The sequence below is a fragment of the Maridesulfovibrio sp. genome, from assembly GCF_963677005.1.
Lineage (GTDB): Bacteria > Desulfobacterota > Desulfovibrionia > Desulfovibrionales > Desulfovibrionaceae > Maridesulfovibrio.
The window spans coordinates 1,862,244-1,883,348 of sequence record NZ_OY781616.1 but is presented as its reverse complement, the minus strand read 5'-3'; the positions used below and the strand labels follow the sequence as shown (position 1 = coordinate 1,883,348).

At 49.0% G+C, this 21,105-nt stretch carries 21 protein-coding genes and 1 tRNA gene; 14 read left to right on the top strand and 8 right to left on the bottom strand.

The window, feature by feature from the left end; all coding sequences use genetic code 11:
- Positions 1 to 33: 33 nt before the first annotated feature.
- On the bottom strand, positions 34 to 1,044 hold the full coding sequence (locus ACKU4E_RS08540; protein ID WP_320170649.1) for an amino acid ABC transporter substrate-binding protein: 1,011 nt from the start codon (positions 1,042 to 1,044) through the stop codon (positions 34 to 36).
- 301 nt (positions 1,045 to 1,345) lie between these two features.
- On the opposite strand from ACKU4E_RS08540, the gene ACKU4E_RS08535 reads away from it, so the two are divergent.
- Positions 1,346 to 2,074: a GntR family transcriptional regulator gene (locus tag ACKU4E_RS08535; RefSeq protein WP_320170648.1), complete on the top strand. Its 729-nt coding sequence runs from the start codon at positions 1,346 to 1,348 to the stop codon at positions 2,072 to 2,074.
- A gap of 18 nt (positions 2,075 to 2,092) precedes the next feature.
- Here the strand turns inward: ACKU4E_RS08535 and ACKU4E_RS08530 are convergent, their stop codons facing one another.
- The 3 genes from ACKU4E_RS08530 to ACKU4E_RS08520 all read right to left on the bottom strand — a co-directional run bounded on the left by ACKU4E_RS08530 (position 2,093) and on the right by ACKU4E_RS08520 (position 4,043).
- A complete protein-coding gene (locus ACKU4E_RS08530; RefSeq protein ID WP_320170647.1) occupies positions 2,093 to 2,539 on the bottom strand; it encodes a hypothetical protein in 447 nt (148 codons plus the stop codon).
- A gap of 259 nt (positions 2,540 to 2,798) precedes the next feature.
- Positions 2,799 to 3,245, bottom strand: coding sequence for a hypothetical protein (locus ACKU4E_RS08525; RefSeq protein WP_320170646.1), 447 nt, complete (start codon positions 3,243 to 3,245; stop codon positions 2,799 to 2,801).
- The gene (locus tag ACKU4E_RS08520; RefSeq protein WP_320172623.1) at positions 3,246 to 4,043 is read right to left on the bottom strand and encodes an RHS repeat-associated core domain-containing protein; all 798 of its coding nucleotides are present in this window, start codon (positions 4,041 to 4,043) and stop codon (positions 3,246 to 3,248) included.
- Positions 4,044 to 4,451: 408 nt separating this feature from the next.
- Here ACKU4E_RS08520 and ACKU4E_RS08515 point away from each other — a divergent pair, with 408 nt between their 5' ends.
- Both ACKU4E_RS08515 and ACKU4E_RS08510 read left to right on the top strand, forming a co-directional pair.
- On the top strand, positions 4,452 to 6,407 hold the full coding sequence (locus ACKU4E_RS08515) for an RHS repeat-associated core domain-containing protein (protein ID WP_320170645.1): 1,956 nt from the start codon (positions 4,452 to 4,454) through the stop codon (positions 6,405 to 6,407).
- Positions 6,388 to 7,023 (top strand): hypothetical protein, encoded by a 636-nt coding sequence (locus tag ACKU4E_RS08510; protein WP_320170644.1) that lies wholly within the window; start codon positions 6,388 to 6,390, stop codon positions 7,021 to 7,023. The genes ACKU4E_RS08515 and ACKU4E_RS08510 overlap by 20 nt, the downstream gene beginning before the upstream one ends.
- A gap of 215 nt (positions 7,024 to 7,238) precedes the next feature.
- Here ACKU4E_RS08510 and ACKU4E_RS08505 read toward each other — a convergent pair.
- Positions 7,239 to 7,313, bottom strand: a tRNA-Val gene (locus tag ACKU4E_RS08505).
- Between the two features lie 248 nt (positions 7,314 to 7,561).
- Here ACKU4E_RS08505 and ACKU4E_RS08500 point away from each other — a divergent pair.
- A complete protein-coding gene (locus tag ACKU4E_RS08500) occupies positions 7,562 to 7,963 on the top strand; it encodes a MerR family transcriptional regulator (RefSeq protein ID WP_320170643.1) in 402 nt (133 codons plus the stop codon).
- Between the two features lie 78 nt (positions 7,964 to 8,041).
- On the opposite strand, the gene ACKU4E_RS08495 is transcribed toward ACKU4E_RS08500, so the two are convergent.
- On the bottom strand, positions 8,042 to 8,836 hold the full coding sequence (locus tag ACKU4E_RS08495) for a hypothetical protein (RefSeq protein ID WP_320170642.1): 795 nt from the start codon (positions 8,834 to 8,836) through the stop codon (positions 8,042 to 8,044).
- A 206-nt stretch (positions 8,837 to 9,042) separates the two neighbouring features.
- Here ACKU4E_RS08495 and ACKU4E_RS08490 point away from each other — a divergent pair, with 206 nt between their 5' ends.
- Positions 9,043 to 11,244: an AsmA family protein gene (locus ACKU4E_RS08490; RefSeq protein ID WP_320170641.1), complete on the top strand. Its 2,202-nt coding sequence runs from the start codon at positions 9,043 to 9,045 to the stop codon at positions 11,242 to 11,244.
- A gap of 138 nt (positions 11,245 to 11,382) precedes the next feature.
- Positions 11,383 to 11,652: a hypothetical protein gene (locus ACKU4E_RS08485; RefSeq protein ID WP_320170640.1), complete on the top strand. Its 270-nt coding sequence runs from the start codon at positions 11,383 to 11,385 to the stop codon at positions 11,650 to 11,652.
- Positions 11,653 to 11,672: 20 nt separating this feature from the next.
- Here ACKU4E_RS08485 and ACKU4E_RS08480 read toward each other — a convergent pair whose 3' ends face one another.
- Both ACKU4E_RS08480 and ACKU4E_RS08475 read right to left on the bottom strand, forming a co-directional pair.
- Positions 11,673 to 12,353, bottom strand: a complete 681-nt coding sequence (locus ACKU4E_RS08480; protein WP_320170639.1) for a hypothetical protein — start codon at positions 12,351 to 12,353, stop codon at positions 11,673 to 11,675.
- Between the two features lie 169 nt (positions 12,354 to 12,522).
- Positions 12,523 to 13,350, bottom strand: coding sequence for a purine-nucleoside phosphorylase (locus tag ACKU4E_RS08475; protein WP_320170638.1), 828 nt, complete (start codon positions 13,348 to 13,350; stop codon positions 12,523 to 12,525).
- A gap of 108 nt (positions 13,351 to 13,458) precedes the next feature.
- Here ACKU4E_RS08475 and ACKU4E_RS08470 point away from each other — a divergent pair, with 108 nt between their 5' ends.
- From ACKU4E_RS08470 to ACKU4E_RS08435, 8 genes are all read left to right on the top strand, one after another.
- Positions 13,459 to 14,211 carry a MotA/TolQ/ExbB proton channel family protein gene (locus ACKU4E_RS08470; RefSeq protein ID WP_320170637.1) on the top strand — a complete coding sequence of 251 codons (753 nt, stop codon included), beginning with the start codon at positions 13,459 to 13,461 and terminating at the stop codon, positions 14,209 to 14,211.
- A gap of 2 nt (positions 14,212 to 14,213) precedes the next feature.
- Complete coding sequence (locus ACKU4E_RS08465; protein ID WP_320170636.1) at positions 14,214 to 14,963, top strand: flagellar motor protein MotB; 750 nt, start codon at positions 14,214 to 14,216, stop codon at positions 14,961 to 14,963.
- A gap of 47 nt (positions 14,964 to 15,010) precedes the next feature.
- Positions 15,011 to 15,382, top strand: coding sequence for a PilZ domain-containing protein (locus ACKU4E_RS08460; protein WP_320170635.1), 372 nt, complete (start codon positions 15,011 to 15,013; stop codon positions 15,380 to 15,382).
- Positions 15,383 to 15,401: 19 nt separating this feature from the next.
- Positions 15,402 to 16,820, top strand: coding sequence for a biotin carboxylase N-terminal domain-containing protein (locus ACKU4E_RS08455; protein WP_320170634.1), 1,419 nt, complete (start codon positions 15,402 to 15,404; stop codon positions 16,818 to 16,820).
- On the top strand, positions 16,821 to 19,073 hold the full coding sequence (locus tag ACKU4E_RS08450; RefSeq protein WP_320170633.1) for an acetyl-CoA carboxylase carboxyl transferase subunit alpha/beta: 2,253 nt from the start codon (positions 16,821 to 16,823) through the stop codon (positions 19,071 to 19,073). It abuts the gene before it with no gap.
- A gap of 211 nt (positions 19,074 to 19,284) precedes the next feature.
- Complete coding sequence (locus ACKU4E_RS08445; RefSeq protein ID WP_320170632.1) at positions 19,285 to 19,935, top strand: biotin attachment protein; 651 nt, start codon at positions 19,285 to 19,287, stop codon at positions 19,933 to 19,935.
- Between the two features lie 63 nt (positions 19,936 to 19,998).
- Positions 19,999 to 20,352, top strand: coding sequence for a hypothetical protein (locus ACKU4E_RS08440; RefSeq protein ID WP_320170631.1), 354 nt, complete (start codon positions 19,999 to 20,001; stop codon positions 20,350 to 20,352).
- Positions 20,353 to 20,365: 13 nt separating this feature from the next.
- Positions 20,366 to 20,920: a single-stranded DNA-binding protein gene (locus ACKU4E_RS08435; RefSeq protein WP_320170630.1), complete on the top strand. Its 555-nt coding sequence runs from the start codon at positions 20,366 to 20,368 to the stop codon at positions 20,918 to 20,920.
- Positions 20,921 to 21,105 lie beyond the last annotated feature (185 nt).

Sequence of the window (21,105 nt, the reverse complement as noted above, 5' to 3'; positions counted from 1 at the left end):
ATGCCGACACGGACTGGATCAGTCTTGTAGATTCTAACGGAAAGGGGGAGCGTAAACCAGACCGCCGTCGGTCCACTGGGCATTCAGGCCTCTTTCAAGGCGGAGAGGGGTTTTAGGGCCGAGGTGGCGGTCAAAAATCTCGCCATAGTTGCCCACAGATTTAAGAATGCGTACAGGAGCCTTGTCATCAAGACCCAAATCTGTCCACAGCGAGCCTGTTTTTCCCAGCATACGCTGGACTTCAGGATCCTTGCTGTCGGCATACATTTCTTCAACATTAGCCTGTGTAATGCCTTTTTCTTCAGCAGCCATAGTCAGCCAGACAGTCCAGCGGACGATATCTTCCCACTGATCGTCACCCTGACGGACATAGGGTCCGAGAGGTTCCTTGGAAATGACTTCAGGAAGAATGATGTGCTCAGCAGGGTCTTTCATGAGTGAACGCTGTGCAGCAAGACCGGAAATATCCGTTGTATGAACATCACAGCGGCCTGCATCATAAGCTTTGCGAACATCAGCCTGTTTATCGAATACAACAGGCGTAAACTTCATTCCATTCTTACGGAAGTAATCTGAAATATTGAGTTCGGTGGTAGAACCGGTCTGGAGACATACGGAAGCTCCGTCCAGATCTTTGGCACTTGTTACTCCAAGAGATTTGCGAACCATCATTCCCTGACCATCGTAAAGAGTGGTGACGGTAAAATCGAGTCCTAGTTTTACGTCACGGCTCATGGTCAAAGTCGTGGTGCGAGCCAGAAGATCAATTTCTCCGGATTGGAGAGCGGGCAGACGTTCCTTTGAAGTCAGGGGAACAAATTTTATTTCGGGAACATTTACTGCGGCAGCGACTGCACGCATAAAGTCGACATCAAAACCGACTCTCTTGCCGTTACTGTCCAAAGAGGAAAATCCCGGGTTTTCAATGTGGGTTCCACATTTAAGAAAACCTTCCTTGCGAACGTTTTCAAGTGTGCTCGCGCTGGCTGTGGCAGCGATCAGCATAAGCACCAGACCTACTGAAATTACACGTATAAATTTCATACTTTTCTCCCGCCCCCGCAATAAATCAGCTAAGACAGAATCATTGAGGGCTTTTGCTACCACATGGAATCCATGCGGTAATATGCTGCAGGTTGAACGGATAAAACCTTTGCCTAAACCAAAGGCAATCATTCCCGGACTGAATATTAACACATTCAAGGAATGAGTCTTTCCTTACACAATAACTTTTACATTAGCAATTGGGTTAACCCAGATTGCGAGTTTTTGTGTTACAAAGCCGTAATGACATTGTTAAAAATAAGTGCCATACGAACGTGGTGATAAATAATGAGGGATTTTAATGGAAAAACAGCGTTTTTATCAGATTGTACGGCAGGTTATTCTTGATCGGTTAAAATCCGGTGAATTACGGCACGGGGACAAGCTTCCGTCAGAACGCGAGCTTTGCGCGGAAACAGGGACTAACCGCAATACCGTGCGTCACGCGTTGACCATGCTGCAGCGTGAAGGAAAAATCTATCGACTTGACCGCCGGGGGTGGTACGTCAATCCCGTTCGCCTGGTTTACAATCCGGCTCACCATGTAAACTTTGCCCGGCTTGCCGCATCGCAAGGCCGCGAAGCCCGCTGGACTACGGAGGAAGATGGGCGGATTACAGTTGAAAAGGATAAAGATTCGTCCGGATTGTTGGAAGGCTTTCCTGATGGGACTGAAGTGGATGTGATGAAAAATATTTTTTTTCTGGACGGACAGAAAGTCGCATACACCAAAAATTATCTCCACGCTGAACGCCTTGCGGGAATTATTCCCAAGACCCGTACGGAGGCTATGACTCAGGTTCTTGAGAAAGAATACAAGATAAAACTGATTCAGAAAGATCTGTTGATACGCCCTCAATTTCACTCACCGGAAGTTTCAAACGAGCTTGATGTTCTGCCGGGGTCACCGGGAATGTATATCCGCAGGATAAAGACAGATGGATCAGGCGTTGTTTTGACTGTGGAGCATGAATACTGGAGATTTGATGCTATTGAGTTGCGGGTTAGAAATATGCCTGCAGGTATATGATTTTTTTTCAGCCGAGAGTCAGCTTCCGTCTGTAAGCATAACCGTTGGTGCTTTGCTTGGGCAGATCTGCCGAGCAGCTTCAAAGGCTGCTTCCTTGGTTTTCTTGGTTATAATGACTACTTCCGCACCATAAAAATTATCCCAGGTGGGGGCATCGCTCTGTATGAGTCTCCCCTGAGCCTCAATTTGCACATATCTAATAAAATATTTGCATTCATCGACCATAAAGAGAGTTTTTTCAGTAGCCTCATACACTTGATTCCTGCGTGCCTGAGCTTCTTTCGTCAGGTAAGCTACGACCACATAGTGGTAACCCTCTTTGGTTGGACAGTGCCAAACTTCTCCACGAAGATGCCAGACCTCAATTTTGGTTACATCATCGCAAGAGAGCGGTAATATAGATTGTGCCCAGCTATTCATTGGTATGAACAGTGCGATGAGTAGAATGAATGTTGCGAATTTCATTTAACCTCTTATGGGATAAAAAACACTGCAATTGTCGGCTCCATCACAGGTGATCGCCACTTCCCATGGCACCGGTATTTCGCAAAATTTCGTGAATTCAAAAGATTCCGACATTCCCGGAGCCATCCACCCGGAATATTCACCTACACTGCCGTCAACCTGAATTTTAGCTCCGGAAACAAAGGGGGAGATAAAGCCGGGTAAAACAGAAGCACCGCAGCAAGTGCTGACGGGGCTTCTTGATTTTTTCAACCTAGAGTCAGCTTCCATCTGTAAGCATAACCGTTGGTGCTTTGCTTGGGCAGATCAGCCGGGCAGCTTCAAAGGCCCCTTCCTTGGTTTTCTTACTTATGATGACTGCTTTGTAACCACGGAAGTTGTCCCAGGTGGGAGCATCACTCTGTATGAGTCTACCTTGAGCCTTAATTTGCACATGTCTAGTGAAAACCTTGCAATTATCGACCATAACGATAGTTTCTTCAGCCTCCTCATATATTTGAGCCGATCGTGTCAGGGCCTCCTTCGTCAGGTAGGCCATGACTATATAATGATAGCCTTCTTTGGTTGGACAGTGCCAAACTTCTCCACGAAGACGCCAGACCTCAATTTTGGTTACATCATCGCAAGAGAGCGGCAATATAGATTGTGCCCAGCTATTCGTTGGTATGAACAGTGCGATGAGTAGAAAGAATGTTGTGAATTTCATTTAACCCCTTATGAAATAAAGAATACTGGAATTGTCGGCTCCATCGCAGGTGATCGCCACTTCCCATGGCACCGGTATCTCGCCGAATTTCGTAAAATCAAAAGACTTGGACTGGCCCGGAGCCATATGTCCAGTATTTTCCTCCACATCGCCGTCAACCTGAATTCTTGCCCCGGCAAAAAAGGGGCCGAGATTCCTCACTTCAACAACGATTTTCTGCCCGGCACCGAATTTATGACTTTCGCTGCTGCCTTGACCATCAAGTTTACCCATAATAGTGATGCCCTTGAAATGTCTCTTGATTTCGCACTTACAGTTGGGGTGCGGTCTTTCAGGTTCTTTCTTAAAGGTTTTTCCTTTGAGTGCCTGACATTTTTCGCAGGCATTCTCTTTGGGAGTTACCGTCCAAAAGAAATTTTCGTCTTCCTTTTCAGGCTCAGTTCCTTCGCCCTCGTCTTCCTCCTGCGCCTCACTGGTGTCACTCAGACCCATACGGTCGATAAAGTTAACCGGGTCATCTCCGCAGTAACCATAAAGATCCACATCACCGCCAGCATACCCCAAAGGATCAGGAGAAATGAATCTACCAATGGTCGGATCGTATTCTCGGTAGCCGAAATGGATCAGCCCGGTATCGGAATCACATAGTCCCCCGGCAAAGCCGAGCGGGAGCACTAGTTCGGGATGGCTGTTTTGTATCATAACTCCGAAAGAATCATATAGGACTTCCTGTACACTGTTTCCTGAGGAATCGGCAACAGTAAATGGCTCTACCTCAAAGAAAGGGCAGTGAAGAATCCTGATAAAAAAGGACTTACGATTTATTAACGTAAGTCCTTGAATTCTCTGGTCGGCACGAGCTTCTTTGAACTGTTGACCTCTTGCGTGTCAAGCACAGGGGTACGGCCTTAACTGTTTGTATTTATTGGTCTATTTTTTTGAAGGTCAACATTTTTCAGTGATGTAATAGGGGTGTTATAGGCATTGGCTGGCCGTCCCGGTTGACCCTGTTTTTCGGGGATGATTCTGGGGCTTGTGGGATGATGTTGAGACAATTTTAAATCGTTTATTTTTCCTTTCAAGGCGGACCTGAGTTAGCTGATTCAGGTCCGTTTTGTCATTTAATTTTGAGGTCAAAGGGGAGGGCTGTTTTGGATCACAAGGATTCTGGGCACTCCCCAACAACCTTTAAGACTGGAGGAAAGAATGAAATCTTTCACTAATTACCGGATGGAGCTTAGACCCCGCAGTGAATTGACAACTGGTCTGGTGCTGTACGGTGAAACCGAACCAGCGGAAATGCAGATCGAAAATCTTTGGAAGATAGTTGACCGCAGAACAGGTGAGGAACTGAAAGAGCCGAGAGTTGATTTTTCAGAATTTTCAATGGGAGACAAACTTTATTCATCTATGATGAAGCCGGAGACCAAACGTAGATGGGATCAGAAGTTATACGAGCAGGAGCAATCCAAAGCTATTTTCGCCAAACTGAAGCGAATGGTCCATGCTCAGTTTATGGAACAGAATCCAAACCTGCCCGTTGTTCGCGGACTGGCTGAAACGGACTACGGAAGGAAAGCTGTAGCAGAATTTAGTGCAGCCACAGCAAGTGTTAATCATCAGCATTCTCAACATCCGCTTCATCCATATGTACAAGCTGGAACCGGAGAAAGTATTCAGGACGAACTAGCCAAGGATGGTATTGAAATTGATCCTGATGAAAAGGTTCGTACCATCGCTTTTACTGTCCCCGGAGCTGATAAGCCCTTCTCCATTCTGGCTGCTGCACGTGATGAAAAGTGGCGCATATTTGAGAGGTTGCTCGCGTTTGATCCGAATGATCTTCATCTCCAATATGGATATGATGCAGGCGGGAGACTGAATAAGGTTTGGGAGGGAGATCGTCTTGTTGAGCAGTACCAGTACGGAGCGCAGGGCGAGCGGTTAGTTTCTGAAACATTGCATTCTGGGCGTAGGCACTACGAGTATGATGATAAGCTTCGTCTTCTACAGGCTGGTGATACCACATACACATACAATGCTTATGGAAGCCTGTCTGAGAAGAAAGTCAAAAATAGGGTTACTCAATACGAATACCTGTCCAATGGTCAGCTCTGTAAGGTTGTTCTGCCTGATGGTCGAATTATTAAATACGTTTTCGATAAACGTGGTGTGCGCATTGCTAAGAAAATTAACGGTGAGATTGTCGAAAAATATAAGTGGAAAGATTTCAAGACTATTGAAGCAATCGCTGACGGAACGGGTAAGAATAAAATAACTTTTACCCACGATGAAGAGTCTGACCAGATTATCATGACATCCGAGGGTAAGACGTTCTATCTGGCAGTTGATCAGGTCGGATCGGTTTTTATGGTTGCTGATGATCAGGGAAATGAGATAAAGCGAATTATATACGATTCGTTTGGAAATGTGTTGGTGGATACAAATGAGCAGTTTTATCTGCCGCTTGGCTTTGCATCCGGGCTTACTGATAAAGATACCGGGTTGGTTCATTTCGGTTTCCGCGAGTATGATTCCGAGATTGGGCGTTTTACAGCCCAAGATCCGCTTGGATATGGTGGCGGTGATGTGGATGTTTATGGGTATTGCTTGGATGATCCGATTAATTTTAATGATCCTGATGGGTTGATGACCGGTGGAGTTGGGCCTATCGATTTTCCTCCTGAGCGAACTGTTTTAGGGATTTTCTATCGGTGGCAAGCGAGTGATGGGGCATGTGCTGAATGCAAAAAATTGGATGGTGAATACTTCGATACCCCTGCGGTGAAAAGGCCGCATCCGAATTGTCGATGTCGACTAATTGAGTGCGTTGTCTGGGAGGAAGTCACAAAATGGGAAAAAGTGAGAGAAACTGATATTTATTATGAATATATCCGTGCTTTCATTGTAGGGTCTGGGGGTTCTGCATATTGGCGAAAATATTATACGGCAGAGGAACAAAGGACCAAAAGAAGGGTCAGGGAATGTGAGGACTCAAAGACAGAATTGTTAAATAAAACTGAAACCCGGCAAGTCGATGAGACCGATGTCGTTGAGACAGATGTCACAGTGATTTGCCAAGGTAGAAATATTGAACATGGAGATTTTGTATTTACCTATCATCCGGGGACAGGAAAGACCGTTGTACTCAGTAATAATTAATGCCGTATTGGTTGTTTTGGTTTTAGTTTCCCAAACTGTTTGGGCTTCTTCTGATGTGTCTCAGTTTTTAGGGCCACAGCCAGGAGAAAGCATAAAATTAAAATTAAGTGATTTTGGGATCACCAAAAGGGTAATATGCACTACGGTGAATGATGATGGAAGCTATGTTATTGAAGAATGGACGAAGTTACCTAAAGTAAGAAAAGTTTCACCGGGCGAGAGACTAAAAACTAAGCTTCCTGAAGGAGTTCGCTATGCGGATGATCTTCCGGAAGAAACAATGTATCGTTACTACCTCACAGCTGAAGATGGAAAATTAATTTTCAACAAGGGCAAAAAGAATGAAAATATTATTCTTGACTTAAATAATAGAGAATGGAGCCAGCTTATCTGGTCTTCGACCGGGAAGGTGAAAGCTGACTATGTGATTGTTAAAGAAGAGGAAAGAGTAGTTCTGGGTAAGTTACGCAAACTTGTACACGTTAAGTATTCACTTGATCTTGCAGGGATGCACATTGAGAAATTATACGTGGTGGCTTCTGGGTTGGGTATTATCCGAGAAGAGAGCTTAGCTCCCAGTTCAAACAAACTTACGTCTACTTTGGTTGAAGAGTAAATTTAAAGCCAGTCTCCCGGGAGGCTGGATTTTTTTAATCGTAATTGTAACTAAAATATGTGGGATACAGCTTGCCAAGGCAAGCAGTCAGGGAAGCATTTACGGATCACTGTAAAACCAAACAGGATCACTATAAGATCTCCAGATGTTGACCCTTGTGTTGACCCAACGAAAAAAGGACTCACGATTTTCATCGTAAGTCCTTATAATTTACCTGGTAGGCACGAGCAGCTTTGAACTGCTGACCTCTTGCGTGTCAAGCAAGCGCTCTCCCCCTGAGCTACGCGCCTATTTTTGGGCCGACTCGCTGTCGACGAAGCAGGTTCTACGTGAGAGGGGCTTTGCTGTCAAGCTGCTTTTTAGATTTTTTGTTGATTCTGTCTGTTCTTCTAAATAATCAGCCGGTTGAACCGTTTAGCGGGGTTGTTGGCTGGTGTTTTCGGGCTATGCTCTGTAGAGGGAAAGTTTGTTCTGTTCGGCAGATATTCGGCTCTTTTGGGCTTTTCTAAGGAGTGCCTCTCTGATACTAAGATATTCTATGTCAGGACAGATTGAAGAGAAAACATATAAGATCGGGCAGGCGGCCAAACTTGTCGGGCTGAAGTCCTATGTCCTGCGTTTTTGGGAAGGGGAGTTCGAGCAGCTGGAGCCTATCCGGACCCTTTCCGGACAGCGTCTCTACAGCGATGAGCATATTTCGCTGATCCGCCGGATCAAGGGATTGCTTCATGACGAAGGATTGACCATAGAAGGTGCCCGCAAGCGACTTGAAGGTTCAGAGAACGGCAATTGTGCTGAACAGAATAGAGCCGCATCTCCGGCCCCCGTAGATCAACTGCCGCTTTTGCGCATCGGGAATGAATCGGAAATGATCCCGGAAAGGAAAATTTTGCGTGAGGTAAGAGCGGAACTGCAGGAGATCAGGAAACTGCTCGGCTGATATATTTTGGATTATTGTGATAATGAAAAGGGGAAACGCCGGTTAATGCCGATGTTTCCCCTTTTTTAATCAATTGGTTCAGCTCTGGGGGGGCGGAAATATCCTTGTATCGCGGGAGTGAAGGTATAGACAGAAGGCGCTGAAAGCGACAATGAATCCCGGCAGAATGGGTTCCCAGGGGATGTGGTAAAAAACGGGATGTACCATCGCTGCTCCGTACAGGGTTGCGAAGCAGGCTGCAAATGACATGTAGAATGACCGGGAAAGTGCTCCGGCCGCGGCAATTACCATCCCGGTCCAGAATATTTTTTCCGGGAGTATGTGCGGATCAAGGTTGTAGACTTTCCACGATATGAACATTGTTCCGGCTGCAACAAGAGCTTCAATGACAGGGGAGAATCTGTTCTGATCCAGCAGAAACATTATGGCTCTGGGCAGAAGAAAGCAGGAATATGCTGAAAATCCCAAAGCCAATGGAAAGATATAGAAAAAAGCTTCCGTCATGTATGGCGGGTCCGGGTCCGGGTGAAGCATGTTCATCAGGAATCCCTGATAGCTGGCGTAAAAAAAGAATGCCCCCAGCAAAACGATTATGCTCGGCCAGAGTATTTTTCCCGGCACTTTCCTGTGCGGTTTCAACTTGAAGATCTTGGCGATGGTTAGGGGAATGGCAGCCCCGAAAATTGCCATATGTCCGATGCAGAAATATAGCAGAGGGGTATTGCCTTTCAGTTTTATTGCAAATCGGTATCCCAGTTCTTCGGGCCAGAAGCCCAAAACACCGTCCAGAAAATGAGGCAGGCTGACCATGGTGATAAGATACAGGGCATACGAAACAATACTCGCCAGAAGAAGAAACCACTTATTTTTCATGACGACTTATTGCCCGATTCCGCAGCAGTTGGCAATAGCCGCTTGAATGTGATCCGTTGAGACTTGTTTCTGAAACGAGTTCTATTATCTATAATAAGATTTGATTTTATCTGCTGTGAAGATATACTGAAGCTGATGTGTTTTTTTGCATCTGATTTTTAAATGAATTTGTACTGCTTTTTCAGTCTATACCAAGCGGGGAACTTATGGGAAAAGTATCCAAAATTGCCATTTGGATTGTAGCTGGTCTGGTTACGGTTATTGCGGCAGCCATGGTGCTGGCGACTGTTTTGATTGATCCGAATGATTACAAGGATGATATTTCAAAAATTGTTCGGGATAAAACCGGGCGTGAACTTGTTTTCAAGGGAGATCTTTCTCTCTCCGTCTTTCCCTGGATCGGGGTGCGAACCGGTGGTTTGGCCCTTTCCAATGCCAAGGGATTCGAAGGTCAGGATATGCTCAGCCTGAAATCCGCTGATGTAAGCCTGAAACTCGTCCCCCTTATTTTCGGGTCAATCGAGCTCAATAACATTGATGTGGCTGATCTCCAGCTTTACTTGATGCGTGACAAACAGGGAAAAACAAACTGGGATGATCTTGTAAAAGCGGAAGAAGCTTCGGCACAGGCGGAAGCTGCAACTCCTTCCGATTCAAAGGAAACCAAAGCGGAAAAGGGTGGTGCATCAATTCCGATTTCCGTGGCCGGAATAAATATCGAAAACGCGCAAATTGTCTGGGATGACAGGATGGAAGACATTCGGCAGGCCATAGACGACTGCGATATTAATGTGAATGGATTTGCACCGGGGGACCCGTTTACTTTTAAAATCCATGTTGCCGCTTCCTCCACCCGTCCTGAAATAAATGCTGATATCAATGTTTCCGGCAAGGCTGAACTTTTCGAAGATTTCAAAAAGGCCGGAGTCACCGGATTGAGTGTTGTAGTTGAGGCTTCGGGGCAGGCTGTTCCGGGGGGCAAAGGCACGGTCAAAATTTCCGGTGATGCTGCTTTTGATCTGCTCAAAGAGTCGGCGGATGTATCCGGGCTCGTTCTTGAGGCATATGGCCTGAGGGCGGAAGGCAATCTTAAGGCTTCCGATCTTGGTAATAAAAAAATGAAATTTTCCGGTGACATCAATGTCCCGTCCTTTAATCTGAAAGATTCCCTGAAAAGGATGGGAACACCGCTGAAAACAGCGGACGCCAAGGCGTTGACCTCGGTCGGGATGAATTTCAATTTTTCCGGAACCAAAAGTTCCGCAGAGATCAAGGACCTGCTGGTCAATCTTGATGAGACTACTGTAAAGGGGCTGTTCTCCATCGCAACCCCGGATCGCCCGAACATCGTGGCGCAGGTTGATGTCGATTCCATTGACGTGGACAGGTATCTTCCACCGGCTGAAAAGAAAAAGGCCGAAAGCAAATCCGCAGCTGAAAAAGAAGGTAAAGCAGAACCTGCCACAGAAGATCAGGGGCTGATCCCGGTTGAATTGCTGCGCAAGCTTACCCTCAAGGCTGATCTGTCCGTGAAGAGTCTGGTTGCGTCAAAGGCAAAACTTACGGACCTGATTATCAAGGCGCGGGCAAAGGACGGGGTTCTGACCGTAAAGCCGGCTTCGTTCAACCTGGCAAAAGGCTCTTTCACAAGCTCCGCCGTTGTTGATGTGCGCGGTAAGCTCCCGGTTATTTCCACGTCCGCATCGCTCAGCGGTCTGGATGGGGCGGTGCTTGCTCAGGATATGACCGGAAAGGACAGCTTTTCCGGTAAGGTGGATTTCAATACCGGACTTAACACCAAAGGAAATGACCTGAAGGCGATTTATGCCAATCTGAACGGGAAGCTCGGTTTCAAGGTCCTTGACGGTTATGTTTCCGGATTCGATATGCTTTATCTGGCCGGAGATGCCTTTTCCATATTGACCGGCGGGGCGTTCGGAAAGAGAGACAGCAAGAGAACTGAATTCGGAGAGGTTTCCGCTACCGCCACCATAAAAAACGGAGTGGCCGTAAACAAGGATCTGGTCATGCAGTCCCCGTTGCTGCGCGCTGCAGGTCAAGGATCGCTTGATCTGAATACCATGAAAATAGATTACGCTCTTGATGCCAAGATTGTTGGAACACTGGAAGGTCAGGGCGGAAAGGGTATGGACGATCTTATCGGACTGACTGTTCCTTTTACCGTGACCGGGGAGGTTGCCGATCCTTCCGTTATGGTTGACCTGCCCAAGTTTACCGTGATTCTTGCCAAATCCGGTTTCAAGATTGTCGGTAGCGTGATTGAAGGCGTGGGAAATGTCCTTGAAGGCATAGGCAACACACTTTCCGGAAAGAAGAGTTCCGGGACTGAATCCAAGGACAAGAACCCGGTTCAGGAGCTTGGAAATACCCTCAAAAAGCTTTTTTAATAAGTACCCGCATAACCCCTCTGAAGCAAAGCCGTTCCTACGCAGGAACGGCTTTTTTATTTTGCCGCCAAAAAATGGCAGAGACTGTCCTTTATAGAATTTAATATATCTTTATAGACAAACAAGGAGGAAGGGGAGATGAGAGATAATGATTTGTATGAGGCAATCCTCAGGGAAATGCATAAGGTCAAGGCCGGGGACAAATGTCCGGAGAACGCGGCTTTCAGTGTAATGAACGAGTTTTCGCGGGAAAGTATCTATGTTTCGACCCGTTTTCTAAGGCATGCACGCCTTGGGGAAAAGGTGCTGAAACTTCGCAACTCCGGTATCGGGACCAGTGAAATAGCCGAGCGTCTGGGAATCTCTAAAAGACATGCCAGGCGACTTTACGCGGCAATGCTCAACTGACACCTGATGTGGTCGGGACACTATTCCATTATGTTCTGTTCAAATCCGGGCATGGGAGTGGGCATCGGCACGGGCTGCGCTGCATCTCCTGTTGCAAAGCTTCCGCTGCTTTCTTTTTCAAGCGGTCCGGAAGTGTTCACCAGCGGCTCCATATACGGGGACTCTTCAATCGGAAGCAGTGAACGGGTCTTCGAGTTGAGCGGAACATTCCAGTCGTATGAGCCCATTATTTCACCGTCTTTTACGGTGGAAACAGCAGCAGTTATGAAGATCTGTTCCTGACCGACCGAGTATGCTCCGGCCAGAACACATTTGACCGGGGCCGGAAAATCGGCGTCTTCTGATTTTGTCGGAAATCCGGAACTGTCGGCCACTATGGCAAAGCCTTCCTGAGCCAGCCTGGATGCAACCTGTTCGGTAAGAACCTTTGCGAAATCTGTTTGAATCTCACTGCCGCGCATGCGGAACATGGTAACGGTAATGGGAGACCCCGGAGGGAGCCTTTCTTCAAGCTGGCGGGCTATTGTATCGCCTGCATTGTAGTTGAGTTCCACCATGGGTGTGTTGTCTTCCTTGAAGAAAGGTCCTGTTGTAGGTCTTTCTCCGAGGTAGTCCAGTGTGCGGTCCTCCCATCCGGAGCAGGCGCAGATACTGGTCATGACCATGAAGGCAAATAATATGAAGGCTGATCTTGATTTCATCGGTTATCCCCGTTGTTGCATGCTGGAACCATGCAGGCTTTTCCTGCGCCAAGTGTCAAGCAATGAAGATGCCATGGAATAAAAGCGGTGTTTATCCGGTGTATTGACTCTGCTCAGGGGTGATTTGTGTCAGCAATTCAGGCAAATAACGCCGGAATTCCGACTCCGGCTAATCCTGCCGGGAAATAATTTCTCTGATCAGGGCGGACATGGCTGCAGATGATTTAGCCGCCTGCTCAATTACCGCTTCGTGAGTTGTTTCGGCCATGCAGTCCGGGAGGTTCTTGTTGGTCAGGCAGGCAATGCCCATGACTTTTATGCCCATATGAACTGCGGCAATGGCCTCAATGGCTGTGGACATCCCGACGGCGTCCGCTCCCAGAGTCCTGAACATGCGGGTTTCAGCAGGTGTTTCAAGGTTTGGGCCGGACACCTGAACATAGACACCCCGTTCCAGACGCACGGAAACCGTTTTGGCCGCTTCTATGGCTGTGCTGCACAGTTCTTTGCAATACACCCGGCTCATATCCGGGAAGCGCACGCCCCATTTTTCGTGGTTCGGCCCGGAAAGCGGTGAGCATCCGGTGAAATTTATGTGATCGGTGATCAGCATCAGGTCGCCGGCATCGAATTGGGGGTTGAGAGCTCCCGCAGCATTGGTGATGAATATCCGGCCGATGCCGAGTTCTCCCATCACCCTTACCGGGGTGCATGCTTCTGCTGCACTGTACCCTTCGTACAGATGAAAACGACCGCTGAAGACCATAACCGGCGTTCCGTCCATGAAACCGTAAAACAGTTTGCCGCCATGCCCTTTGACTGTTGATTCCGGAAACCCGGGAATGTCCGAATAAGACAGTTCGGTGCATTCATCCAGACGTGTGATTGCTTCGCCGAGCCCGGAACCCAAGATTATCCCGGTTGCTCCGGGTTGAAAATTATCTATCTTTTCTAGTATATGCCTGTTAATATAACTTATGGATTCGGGGGAGGTCATAGTCTTTGCTCGTGTTTTTAAGTTGAAATGCAGGTGTTGCACAGGGGAGGGGCTGTTGCGCCGCTCTATCGCCTGCTCCACTACTAACTGAAAAGAGAACGGGATTCTATGGATTTTTCCACTTTGATCGGCATGCTTGTGGGGCTTTCCCTGGTTGTCGGAGCTATATTTATCGGCGGAGCCGTTAATGTTTTCATTAACGTTCCCGGTATGATGATTGTTGTCGGCGGAACCCTGGCCTCTATTTGCGTTGCCTTTCCGTTTGAAGAGGTCCTGCAGGCCATGCTTGCCGGGTTCAAGGCTTTCGCTTCCAGAAAAGTCAGGGTCAACGATGTAGTCAACATCATGGTCAAGGTTGCTGAAATCAGCCGCCGCGAAGGCCTGATCGCTCTTGAGAACGTTCAGACGGAAAATGTGGTCCTTAGAAAATCCTGCCAGCTTATTGCGGACAATGCCGATCCTGAACTGATCCGGGCCACTCTGGCTATTGAAATTTCTGCAATGAAAAGGCGGCACAAGATTGCACAGGACGTATACAAGCGTCTTGCCGGTCTGGCGCCTGCCTTCGGAATGCTCGGAACCCTGATCGGTCTGGTCCAGATGCTTTCAAATCTGGAGGATCCAGCTTCCATCGGGCCTGCAATGGCCGTTGCCATTCTGACCACTTTTTACGGGTCCCTGCTGGCTACACTGCTTTTCATACCCATCGGGGCCAAACTTCGGGCCAGAACGTTGCAGGAGCAACTGCACCTTGAGATAATTTTCGAAGGCGCCAAATCAATTCTTGAGAATAATAACCCGAGACTGGTTTATGAAAAGCTGTCATCCTTCCAGGCTCCCAAGGACCGTACCGGAGACTAGCCATGGATGACGAACTCCTTAAAGGTTCGCTGATTCAGGATGACGGCGAGGAAGAAGATGATTCCAATGAGTGGATAACCACCTTTGCGGATCTTTCCATGCTTCTGTTGGTCTTTTTTATTCTGCTTTATTCCATGTCCGAGATTGATGCCAAGAAATTCGATATGACTTTTCAGTCTGTGACCCAGGCTATTCACGGTAAGATGGATAAGGTGGCCACGAGCAGGACCGAAAGGGAGGAGGCCGGGGCCATCCTGAATCAGGTGATGACCCGCAGGCAGATAATAAAGGCGCAACGCAGGGTTTATGAAGATGTGAAGTATCTTCAGACCACTAAAGGTGTGGCCGGGTTAATGAGCGCCAAGTTCGAGGATGGAAAAATCACTATAAAACTGCCCTCGGATGTCCTTTTCCAACCCGGTCAGGTAGACCTCACCAAGGAAGGCATGGCGGCAGTCAGGGCGTTGAGGGATTTTTTTCTCAAACATCCCGATCAGTACATCAACATCAAGGGGTACACCGACAACACCCTTCCCGGAAAGGGGGGCAGGTTGAAGGATAATTGGGAGATATCTTCTCTTCGCGCAGTCAATGTGTTAAGATATTTGATGAAACTCGGGCTTAAGCCTAACAGGCTTACAGCCACGGGACTTGGTGAAATGAATCCGTTGGTGCCGAACAGTTCCCCCCGGAACCGTCAACTCAACCGTAGGGTGGAATTTGTTCTGGATAAGATAATGACAGGGCCGTAAATCGCGGTTGTCCGGCAGTGGGTTGTCGGCGTTTTTTGGAGTGAAAGATGGATATTTCATTTGACAGTAAGAATCAGGCCAGAGGGGCTTTCCGGACCAGCATTCCGGGACTGGCTATCAAGATTTCGGGAAAGCCGGCTCCATACTCGGTTAAGGATTTCAGCGTCAACGGGCTGGCTTTCTCCTCCGGTGGCCGGAAGTTCAATGTGGGAGAACAGTTTTCGGCCGATTTCGTGCTGGGACCGAAAGTGATTCTCTCGGGGCTGACGATCAAGATTGTGCGGGATATCGGCAAGGGGCTCATGGGCTGCATTTATGTGGATCTGGACAAATATCAGGAAGAGCGTCTCGATAAACTCGTTCTTGAGGTTCAGAAACGTATGATCATGATGCGCAAGCAGAAAGGTGCTAACAGCTGATATTCCCGGCGGTTTGATTTTGCATAACGGACGGCATAAAATCCTGATCGCAAACCGTGGCGAAATTGCGATTCGTATAGCGCGGGCCTGTGTCGAACTCGGTCACGGGTTCGTTTGTGTGTACACAGAGGCGGACAGCCAGAGCGGGCATGTGGACTACGCCCGTGAACATGGTGGGCCGGACTCCCTGTTCAGGATCGGTTCGTACCGCGATGCCAATGAAATTTTCAGTGTTGCGGACAAGGCCGGAGCCACTGCCATCCATCCTGGATACGGCTTTTTCGCCGAGGATTTCCGTTTTGCCCGGCGCGTTACCGAGCGCAGCAATCCACTTATATTCATAGGGCCGTCCTGGTGGATAATCAGGGAACTCGGCGACAAGATCAATACCAAGCGGCTGGCCCGCAGTCTGGGTGTGCCCACGGTTCCAGGATCGGACAGTCCCGTTTATGACGAACTTGAGGCCGTGGAACTGGCCGGTAGCCTCTTCTCATTTCAGCGGGAGCAGGGCTTTCAGTCTCCGGCCATAATGGTCAAGGCTTCCGCCGGAGGTGGAGGCATGGGGATTGAGGAAGTTTCTGATCCTGACGAGTTCCGGTCCGTATACAGACGGATCAGAAATTATGCCAAGCGGCAGTTCAATGACGATGGTGTTCTCATTGAACAGCGTATCTACGACTTCAATCACCTTGAAGTTCAGGTTGTTTCAGATCGGGAAGGTCGCAACCATGTCCATTTCGGCACCCGCAACTGTTCTGTTCAGAGCAGCGGGAACCAGAAACGCATTGAAGTTGCTCCCGGCTTCGCTCCAGATGAAATTCATTATATTTTCGATGCCGGAAACCTGCTGGAAAGAATTACCGGGCATTCTCTGACCATGGCCCGTGAGGTGAATTACGACAGTGTGGGGACCTGGGAGTGGATTGTCACGCCAAGGGGGGAACCTTTCCTCATGGAAGTGAATACCCGTATTCAGGTCGAGAACGGGGTTTCAGCCGCAATTGCTTCCATCTGCGGAAATGATGATGTGGACATCGTGCGCGAACAGGTCCGGTTGGCTCTCGGAGGTCCCATGGATTATTGCCAGCAGGATATCTCTTTGTGCGGCGCTGCATTGGAATACCGTATTATCGCTGAAAATCCTGCTGCTGATTTCGCACCATGGGTGGGCTGTATTGACGAATTCGCCTGGCGGGATGAGGATTGGCTGGAGGTTTATACTCAGGTTCCGGCTGGCAGAAGCTACGAAATTCCCACTGAATTCGATCCCAATCTTGCTCTGGCCATTGTGCGCGGAAGTTCCCTGCGTCAGGTTCAGGAACGGGGACTGCGCTTTCTCCGCGATCTGAGCCTCAAAGGTGCGGACCGCAATGGTCGTCTCCTTGAATCCAATGTTTCATATCTGATGGACAAGACTGCCGGGCTGCTGGAATTTTAGATGAACATCGATAAGCAGATAGATATCCTGACAGAGCGGTTGAACTATATTCGCGATATTTTCGGCAACAATGAAAATGCCAATATCACTATGCTCGGTACGGAACTGGCCGAATTCCGTGCCGATGTCCGGGGGCTTTCACATTCCGAATCCGTTCATCGACTGACCCGTCTGGAGGACCTTTTCGCATTTCTGGAATCCAAGCTGGAAAAGGAACTCACCCCCATGGATCGGGTGCGCATAGTCCGCCATCCGCAACGGATATGTCTGGCCGACATTCTTGAAAACGTCTACGACAACTATACCGAACTGGGCGGGCTGGGGGAATACAGCATTGATCCGTCCATGGTCATTGCTCAGGCGTACATCAGCAGGCGCGTGGGGCAGAAGGTCGTGCATCAGCCGGTCATGGTTATCGGGCAGGAGAAGGGACACGGGCAGGAGTTCCGTAACGGCGGATCAGTAAAGCCGTGGGGAAACGCCAGAGCGCTCCACTATATGAAAGTCGCACAGGCCGAGGGGATTCCCATCCATACATACATATTCACGCCCGGATCATATCCCGTGGAGGATTACCCCGGTGCAGCCCAGCAGATTGCCAGAAATATATATGAAATGTCGCGAATCGATGTGCCGATAATAGCGGTTATATCCGAGGGCGGGTCCGGAGGGGCGGAAGCCATTGGCCTTGCCGATCGTCGGCTGATGCTTTCCCATGGGTATTATTCGGTTATTTCTCCGGAGGGGGCTGCTGCCATAGAGGCCGGTTCCGGCAGCGGCAGGCGCGTCAGTGAGGAGCTTGTGGCCAATTGCGCCCGCCGACTCCGCATTACTGCCGAGGATAATCTGAGGATGGGCTATGTGGACAGGATAGTCCAGGAGCCCCATCTCGGCGCCAAACCGAACAGTTATAATTTTTTCAAGATGTTGCGGTCTTCGGTTATAAAGGCCACAAATGAGGCCTGTGTCTCCGTAAGGGGGATCAAGCTGTTCAGGGCCATGGCCCTGAAACAGAAGGGGAGCAAGGGCGGCGAAGATGTTTTCATGCGTTGGAGCCTGTCTCCCCGGGCGCGGGAAAGGCTTGTTGAAAAGCGCTATGAGAAGTTCCGCAGTCTTTCCACCGGATCATATCTGGACAACCGATCCATTTTTTTGCGGGTCGGTGCAGCTATTCAGGGCGCGGCCTGGACCACGCGGTCATGGGTTGTCTATAACTTTGTAGGTCGCGGCATACGCGCTGCAAAGAACGGAATGGAGGAGATTCAGGCCGAAGCCCATATAATTAGAGAGAGGACCGCAAGGCTGCTGCGAAAGGAAGAAAAGAAACGCAAGCCTCGCGCTGCCTTATCCTCTGACACTCGCGATAAGCTGTTCTGCCTGTCCAACCCCGAGCAGGGTCCTTGTTTCGAGGACGGGAAATGGAAATACATCAGTGTCCGGGCCAAAGAGGACCGCGCATACTCCTGCCCCAATTCCGGAACGGAAGGATGCCTCGATCTGTGGGGGCCGGATCTGTTTGGAGATTTTGCCGGGGTATGCAGCCATTGCGGACATCATTTCCCGATGGAGTACCAGTGGTATCTTTACAATGTTTTCAATTACGCAGACGGGTTCGAGTTCAATTCCGGGATAGAATCAGCCAACCCGCTGGATTACGAAGGGTTTGACCTGAAGCTTGATGAAGCCCGCAAGAAAACCGGCCTGAGATCTGCCTGCATTACTTTTGAAACCAGGCTGGACGACATCAACGCGGTTGTAATCTGTCTGGCGGCTCCGTTCAGGGGAGGGTCCGTGGGGGCTGCCGAGGGTGAAAAGATTATCCGTGCGACCGAACGGGCCCAGCGCAAGCAGCTTCCCCTGATTGCCTATGTGCATGGAACTGCCGGGATAAGGATTCAGGAAGGAACAAACGGTGTGCTGCAGATGCCGCGCTGTACCATGGCCCTGCGCCGGTATATGGATGCCGGGGGATTGTACCTTGTTGTTTACGATACCAATTCATACGGCGGTTCTGTGGCCAGTTTTCTGGGATGCTCCGCGTACCAGTTCGGTATCAGGTCCTCCAGCATCGGCTTCGCCGGACCCAGAGTCATTGCCGAGACAACCGGGATTTCAGTTCCGCCGGATTATCACAATGCCTGGAAAGCCTTGTCCCGGAGCCATATTCTGGGGATCTGGGATCGCCGTGAAATGGCGAAGAATATCCGGCAGGCATTGCTGACCATGGGCGGCAGGAATCTGTACTACAGGTAGTTTTTACCTTCGCTTATGCATGTACTTATCGTTGTCCGTTTTCTATGATAGGACCCTCATGAATCTGTTGACTTCGGGGATATTGTCTGCAAGTTTCCCGAAGCCGTGTTTTTCGGACCGCCTGCCTTGCGGTTCCGGCGTATAAAAATGTATATAATGGACTGCCGCCTGAAGCGCGCTGCATCAGTCATAAATGAATCGAGGTCGATAAATGCTTAATATCAAGGAATTACTTGAAGAAATAAAGGCTTCTCCGTATGAGGAAATCGAAATTTCAGTTCCGCATACCGGACTGGTGGAATTTGCCGGTCTCAAACCCGGAGACAAGGTGAAGGGACCTTCCGGGGAATGGAAGGAAAAACAGGGAACCGTGCTGGCCAAACTCACTCGCGAACGCAACACCAAGAGTATAACAGCACCGGAAAAGGGCGAAATAGTCTCTGTACGGCAGGAGCTGGAAGGGCAGTTTGTGGAAGCCGGTGAAGTCCTGATCAGGATTCGTCATTTCCTGTCCAAGGAAGAGGTTATCGAGCAGATTCTCAAGAAAGCCCTTTTTCTGTTTAATGCTCCGGAAAAGGCAAAATATTATTTTATTCCTGAGGTCGACAGCAAGGTCAAAGGTTCCGGCGCCCGTTCCGTAAAGGTCGGGGAAGGCATGGATCTTTTTATCGTTTCCCGCATGAAACGTGAAACAGCACTCAACTACAGCGGACCGGAAGGGTTGATTTATTCCGTTTATTTTCATAACGGAGACAATGTAGATGCGGGACAGCCGCTTATCGGAGTCTGTCCGGCCGATCAGCTCAAACAGATTCAGGAAGTTGTAAACCGGGTACAGAGCGAGTGGGAAGAACGCGATTAAAGTTCTTCAACAGATCCTTTCCGGCTTTCCGATTTTCTGTCTGCAGCTTATAAGGAGCCTGTAATGGGAGACGTACTTCAGATAAGGGTTATGGCCCGGACTTATGATGAGGGCGAGGTGGAAAAGAAATGGCCGGCTTTGGTCGCTACCGCCTGGGAGGAACCCCGGTCGCCCGGAAGGGCCAGAGGAGTCATCGAGCTTGTTGAGGACTTGAAGGACAGGCTGGAACTTGGCATGATTCCCGAAGACAAGGCCGAAGCCGTTGGCGAATCCATCCGCCGGGCTTATGACTTGAAATTACGTCTGGAAAAGGCTCTCGGGGACTGGAAGCCCTCGGAAGCCAATACGATCAGCTATGATCTTGAAGAAGAATTGAGTGCTGCCGAAAAAACGGCGGCTAAAAGAAAATTTAGATAAGTGGGGACCGAAAATGGCTGGAAGCATGAACAAGGTTATATTGATAGGCCGGATCGGTCAGGATCCGAAAATTTCGTACACTACCTCCGGCCAGGCATTTGCCAACCTGTCAGTCGCTACCGACGAAGGGTACAAGGACCGCAATACCGGACAGCGGGTTGATAAAACCGAATGGCACCGTGTTGTGGCCTGGCGCCAGACCGCTGAATTCGTAGGCAAATATCTTTCCAAGGGACGGCTTGTACTGGTTGAGGGTAAACTGCAGACCCGCAAGTGGCAGGACCAGAACGGTCAGGACCGCTATACGACTGAAATCGTGGCCAACAATATTCAGGGCCTGGACAGCAGACAGGATGCCGGCGGCTATCAGGGACAGCAGGGCGGCTACAGTCAGCAGAATAACCAGGGCCAGTATAACAACAACCGCCAGCAGGGCGGATATCAGCAGCCTCAGCAGCAGGGTGGCTATCAGCAACCCCAGAATCAGCAGAACGGCTATCAGGATGATGAAGATCTCGGCCCGGCTTTTCCTTCCGAGGCCAGCGGAATGGACGAGGTTCCGTTCTGATTCGTTGTGTAAGAAGAGTGTCCAGTTATTAGTCTATGAGTCTTCTTTAGCCTAGAATTGACAAGGGCTAACAGATTTCAAGGAGTGGTTTTAACCACTCCTTTTTTTTGATTAATCAGTGAGATTGCTATGTCTTTTTGACTGGTCGGAAAGTTAGATATGAAGCTGAAAACCATAATCCGGCA

Excerpts from the sequence above, each read along its gene's own strand:
- ACKU4E_RS08435 (WP_320170630.1), top strand. The coding sequence starts at position 20,366 with ATGGCTGGAAGCATGAACAAGGTTATATTGATAGGCCGGATCGGTCAG.
- ACKU4E_RS08485 (WP_320170640.1), top strand. The coding sequence starts at position 11,383 with ATGAGAGATAATGATTTGTATGAGGCAATCCTCAGGGAAATGCATAAG.
- ACKU4E_RS08465 (WP_320170636.1), top strand. The coding sequence starts at position 14,214 with ATGGATGACGAACTCCTTAAAGGTTCGCTGATTCAGGATGACGGCGAG.
- ACKU4E_RS08525 (WP_320170646.1), bottom strand. The coding sequence starts at position 3,245 with ATGAAATTCACAACATTCTTTCTACTCATCGCACTGTTCATACCAACG.
- ACKU4E_RS08475 (WP_320170638.1), bottom strand. The coding sequence starts at position 13,350 with ATGACCTCCCCCGAATCCATAAGTTATATTAACAGGCATATACTAGAA.
- ACKU4E_RS08490 (WP_320170641.1), top strand. The coding sequence starts at position 9,043 with ATGGGAAAAGTATCCAAAATTGCCATTTGGATTGTAGCTGGTCTGGTT.
- ACKU4E_RS08515 (WP_320170645.1), top strand. The coding sequence starts at position 4,452 with ATGAAATCTTTCACTAATTACCGGATGGAGCTTAGACCCCGCAGTGAA.
- ACKU4E_RS08480 (WP_320170639.1), bottom strand. The coding sequence starts at position 12,353 with ATGAAATCAAGATCAGCCTTCATATTATTTGCCTTCATGGTCATGACC.
- ACKU4E_RS08460 (WP_320170635.1), top strand. The coding sequence starts at position 15,011 with ATGGATATTTCATTTGACAGTAAGAATCAGGCCAGAGGGGCTTTCCGG.
- ACKU4E_RS08530 (WP_320170647.1), bottom strand. The coding sequence starts at position 2,539 with ATGAAATTCGCAACATTCATTCTACTCATCGCACTGTTCATACCAATG.
- ACKU4E_RS08450 (WP_320170633.1), top strand. The coding sequence starts at position 16,821 with ATGAACATCGATAAGCAGATAGATATCCTGACAGAGCGGTTGAACTAT.
- ACKU4E_RS08470 (WP_320170637.1), top strand. The coding sequence starts at position 13,459 with ATGGATTTTTCCACTTTGATCGGCATGCTTGTGGGGCTTTCCCTGGTT.
- ACKU4E_RS08440 (WP_320170631.1), top strand. The coding sequence starts at position 19,999 with ATGGGAGACGTACTTCAGATAAGGGTTATGGCCCGGACTTATGATGAG.
- ACKU4E_RS08540 (WP_320170649.1), bottom strand. The coding sequence starts at position 1,044 with ATGAAATTTATACGTGTAATTTCAGTAGGTCTGGTGCTTATGCTGATC.
- ACKU4E_RS08500 (WP_320170643.1), top strand. The coding sequence starts at position 7,562 with ATGTCAGGACAGATTGAAGAGAAAACATATAAGATCGGGCAGGCGGCC.
- ACKU4E_RS08445 (WP_320170632.1), top strand. The coding sequence starts at position 19,285 with ATGCTTAATATCAAGGAATTACTTGAAGAAATAAAGGCTTCTCCGTAT.
- ACKU4E_RS08495 (WP_320170642.1), bottom strand. The coding sequence starts at position 8,836 with ATGAAAAATAAGTGGTTTCTTCTTCTGGCGAGTATTGTTTCGTATGCC.
- ACKU4E_RS08535 (WP_320170648.1), top strand. The coding sequence starts at position 1,346 with ATGGAAAAACAGCGTTTTTATCAGATTGTACGGCAGGTTATTCTTGAT.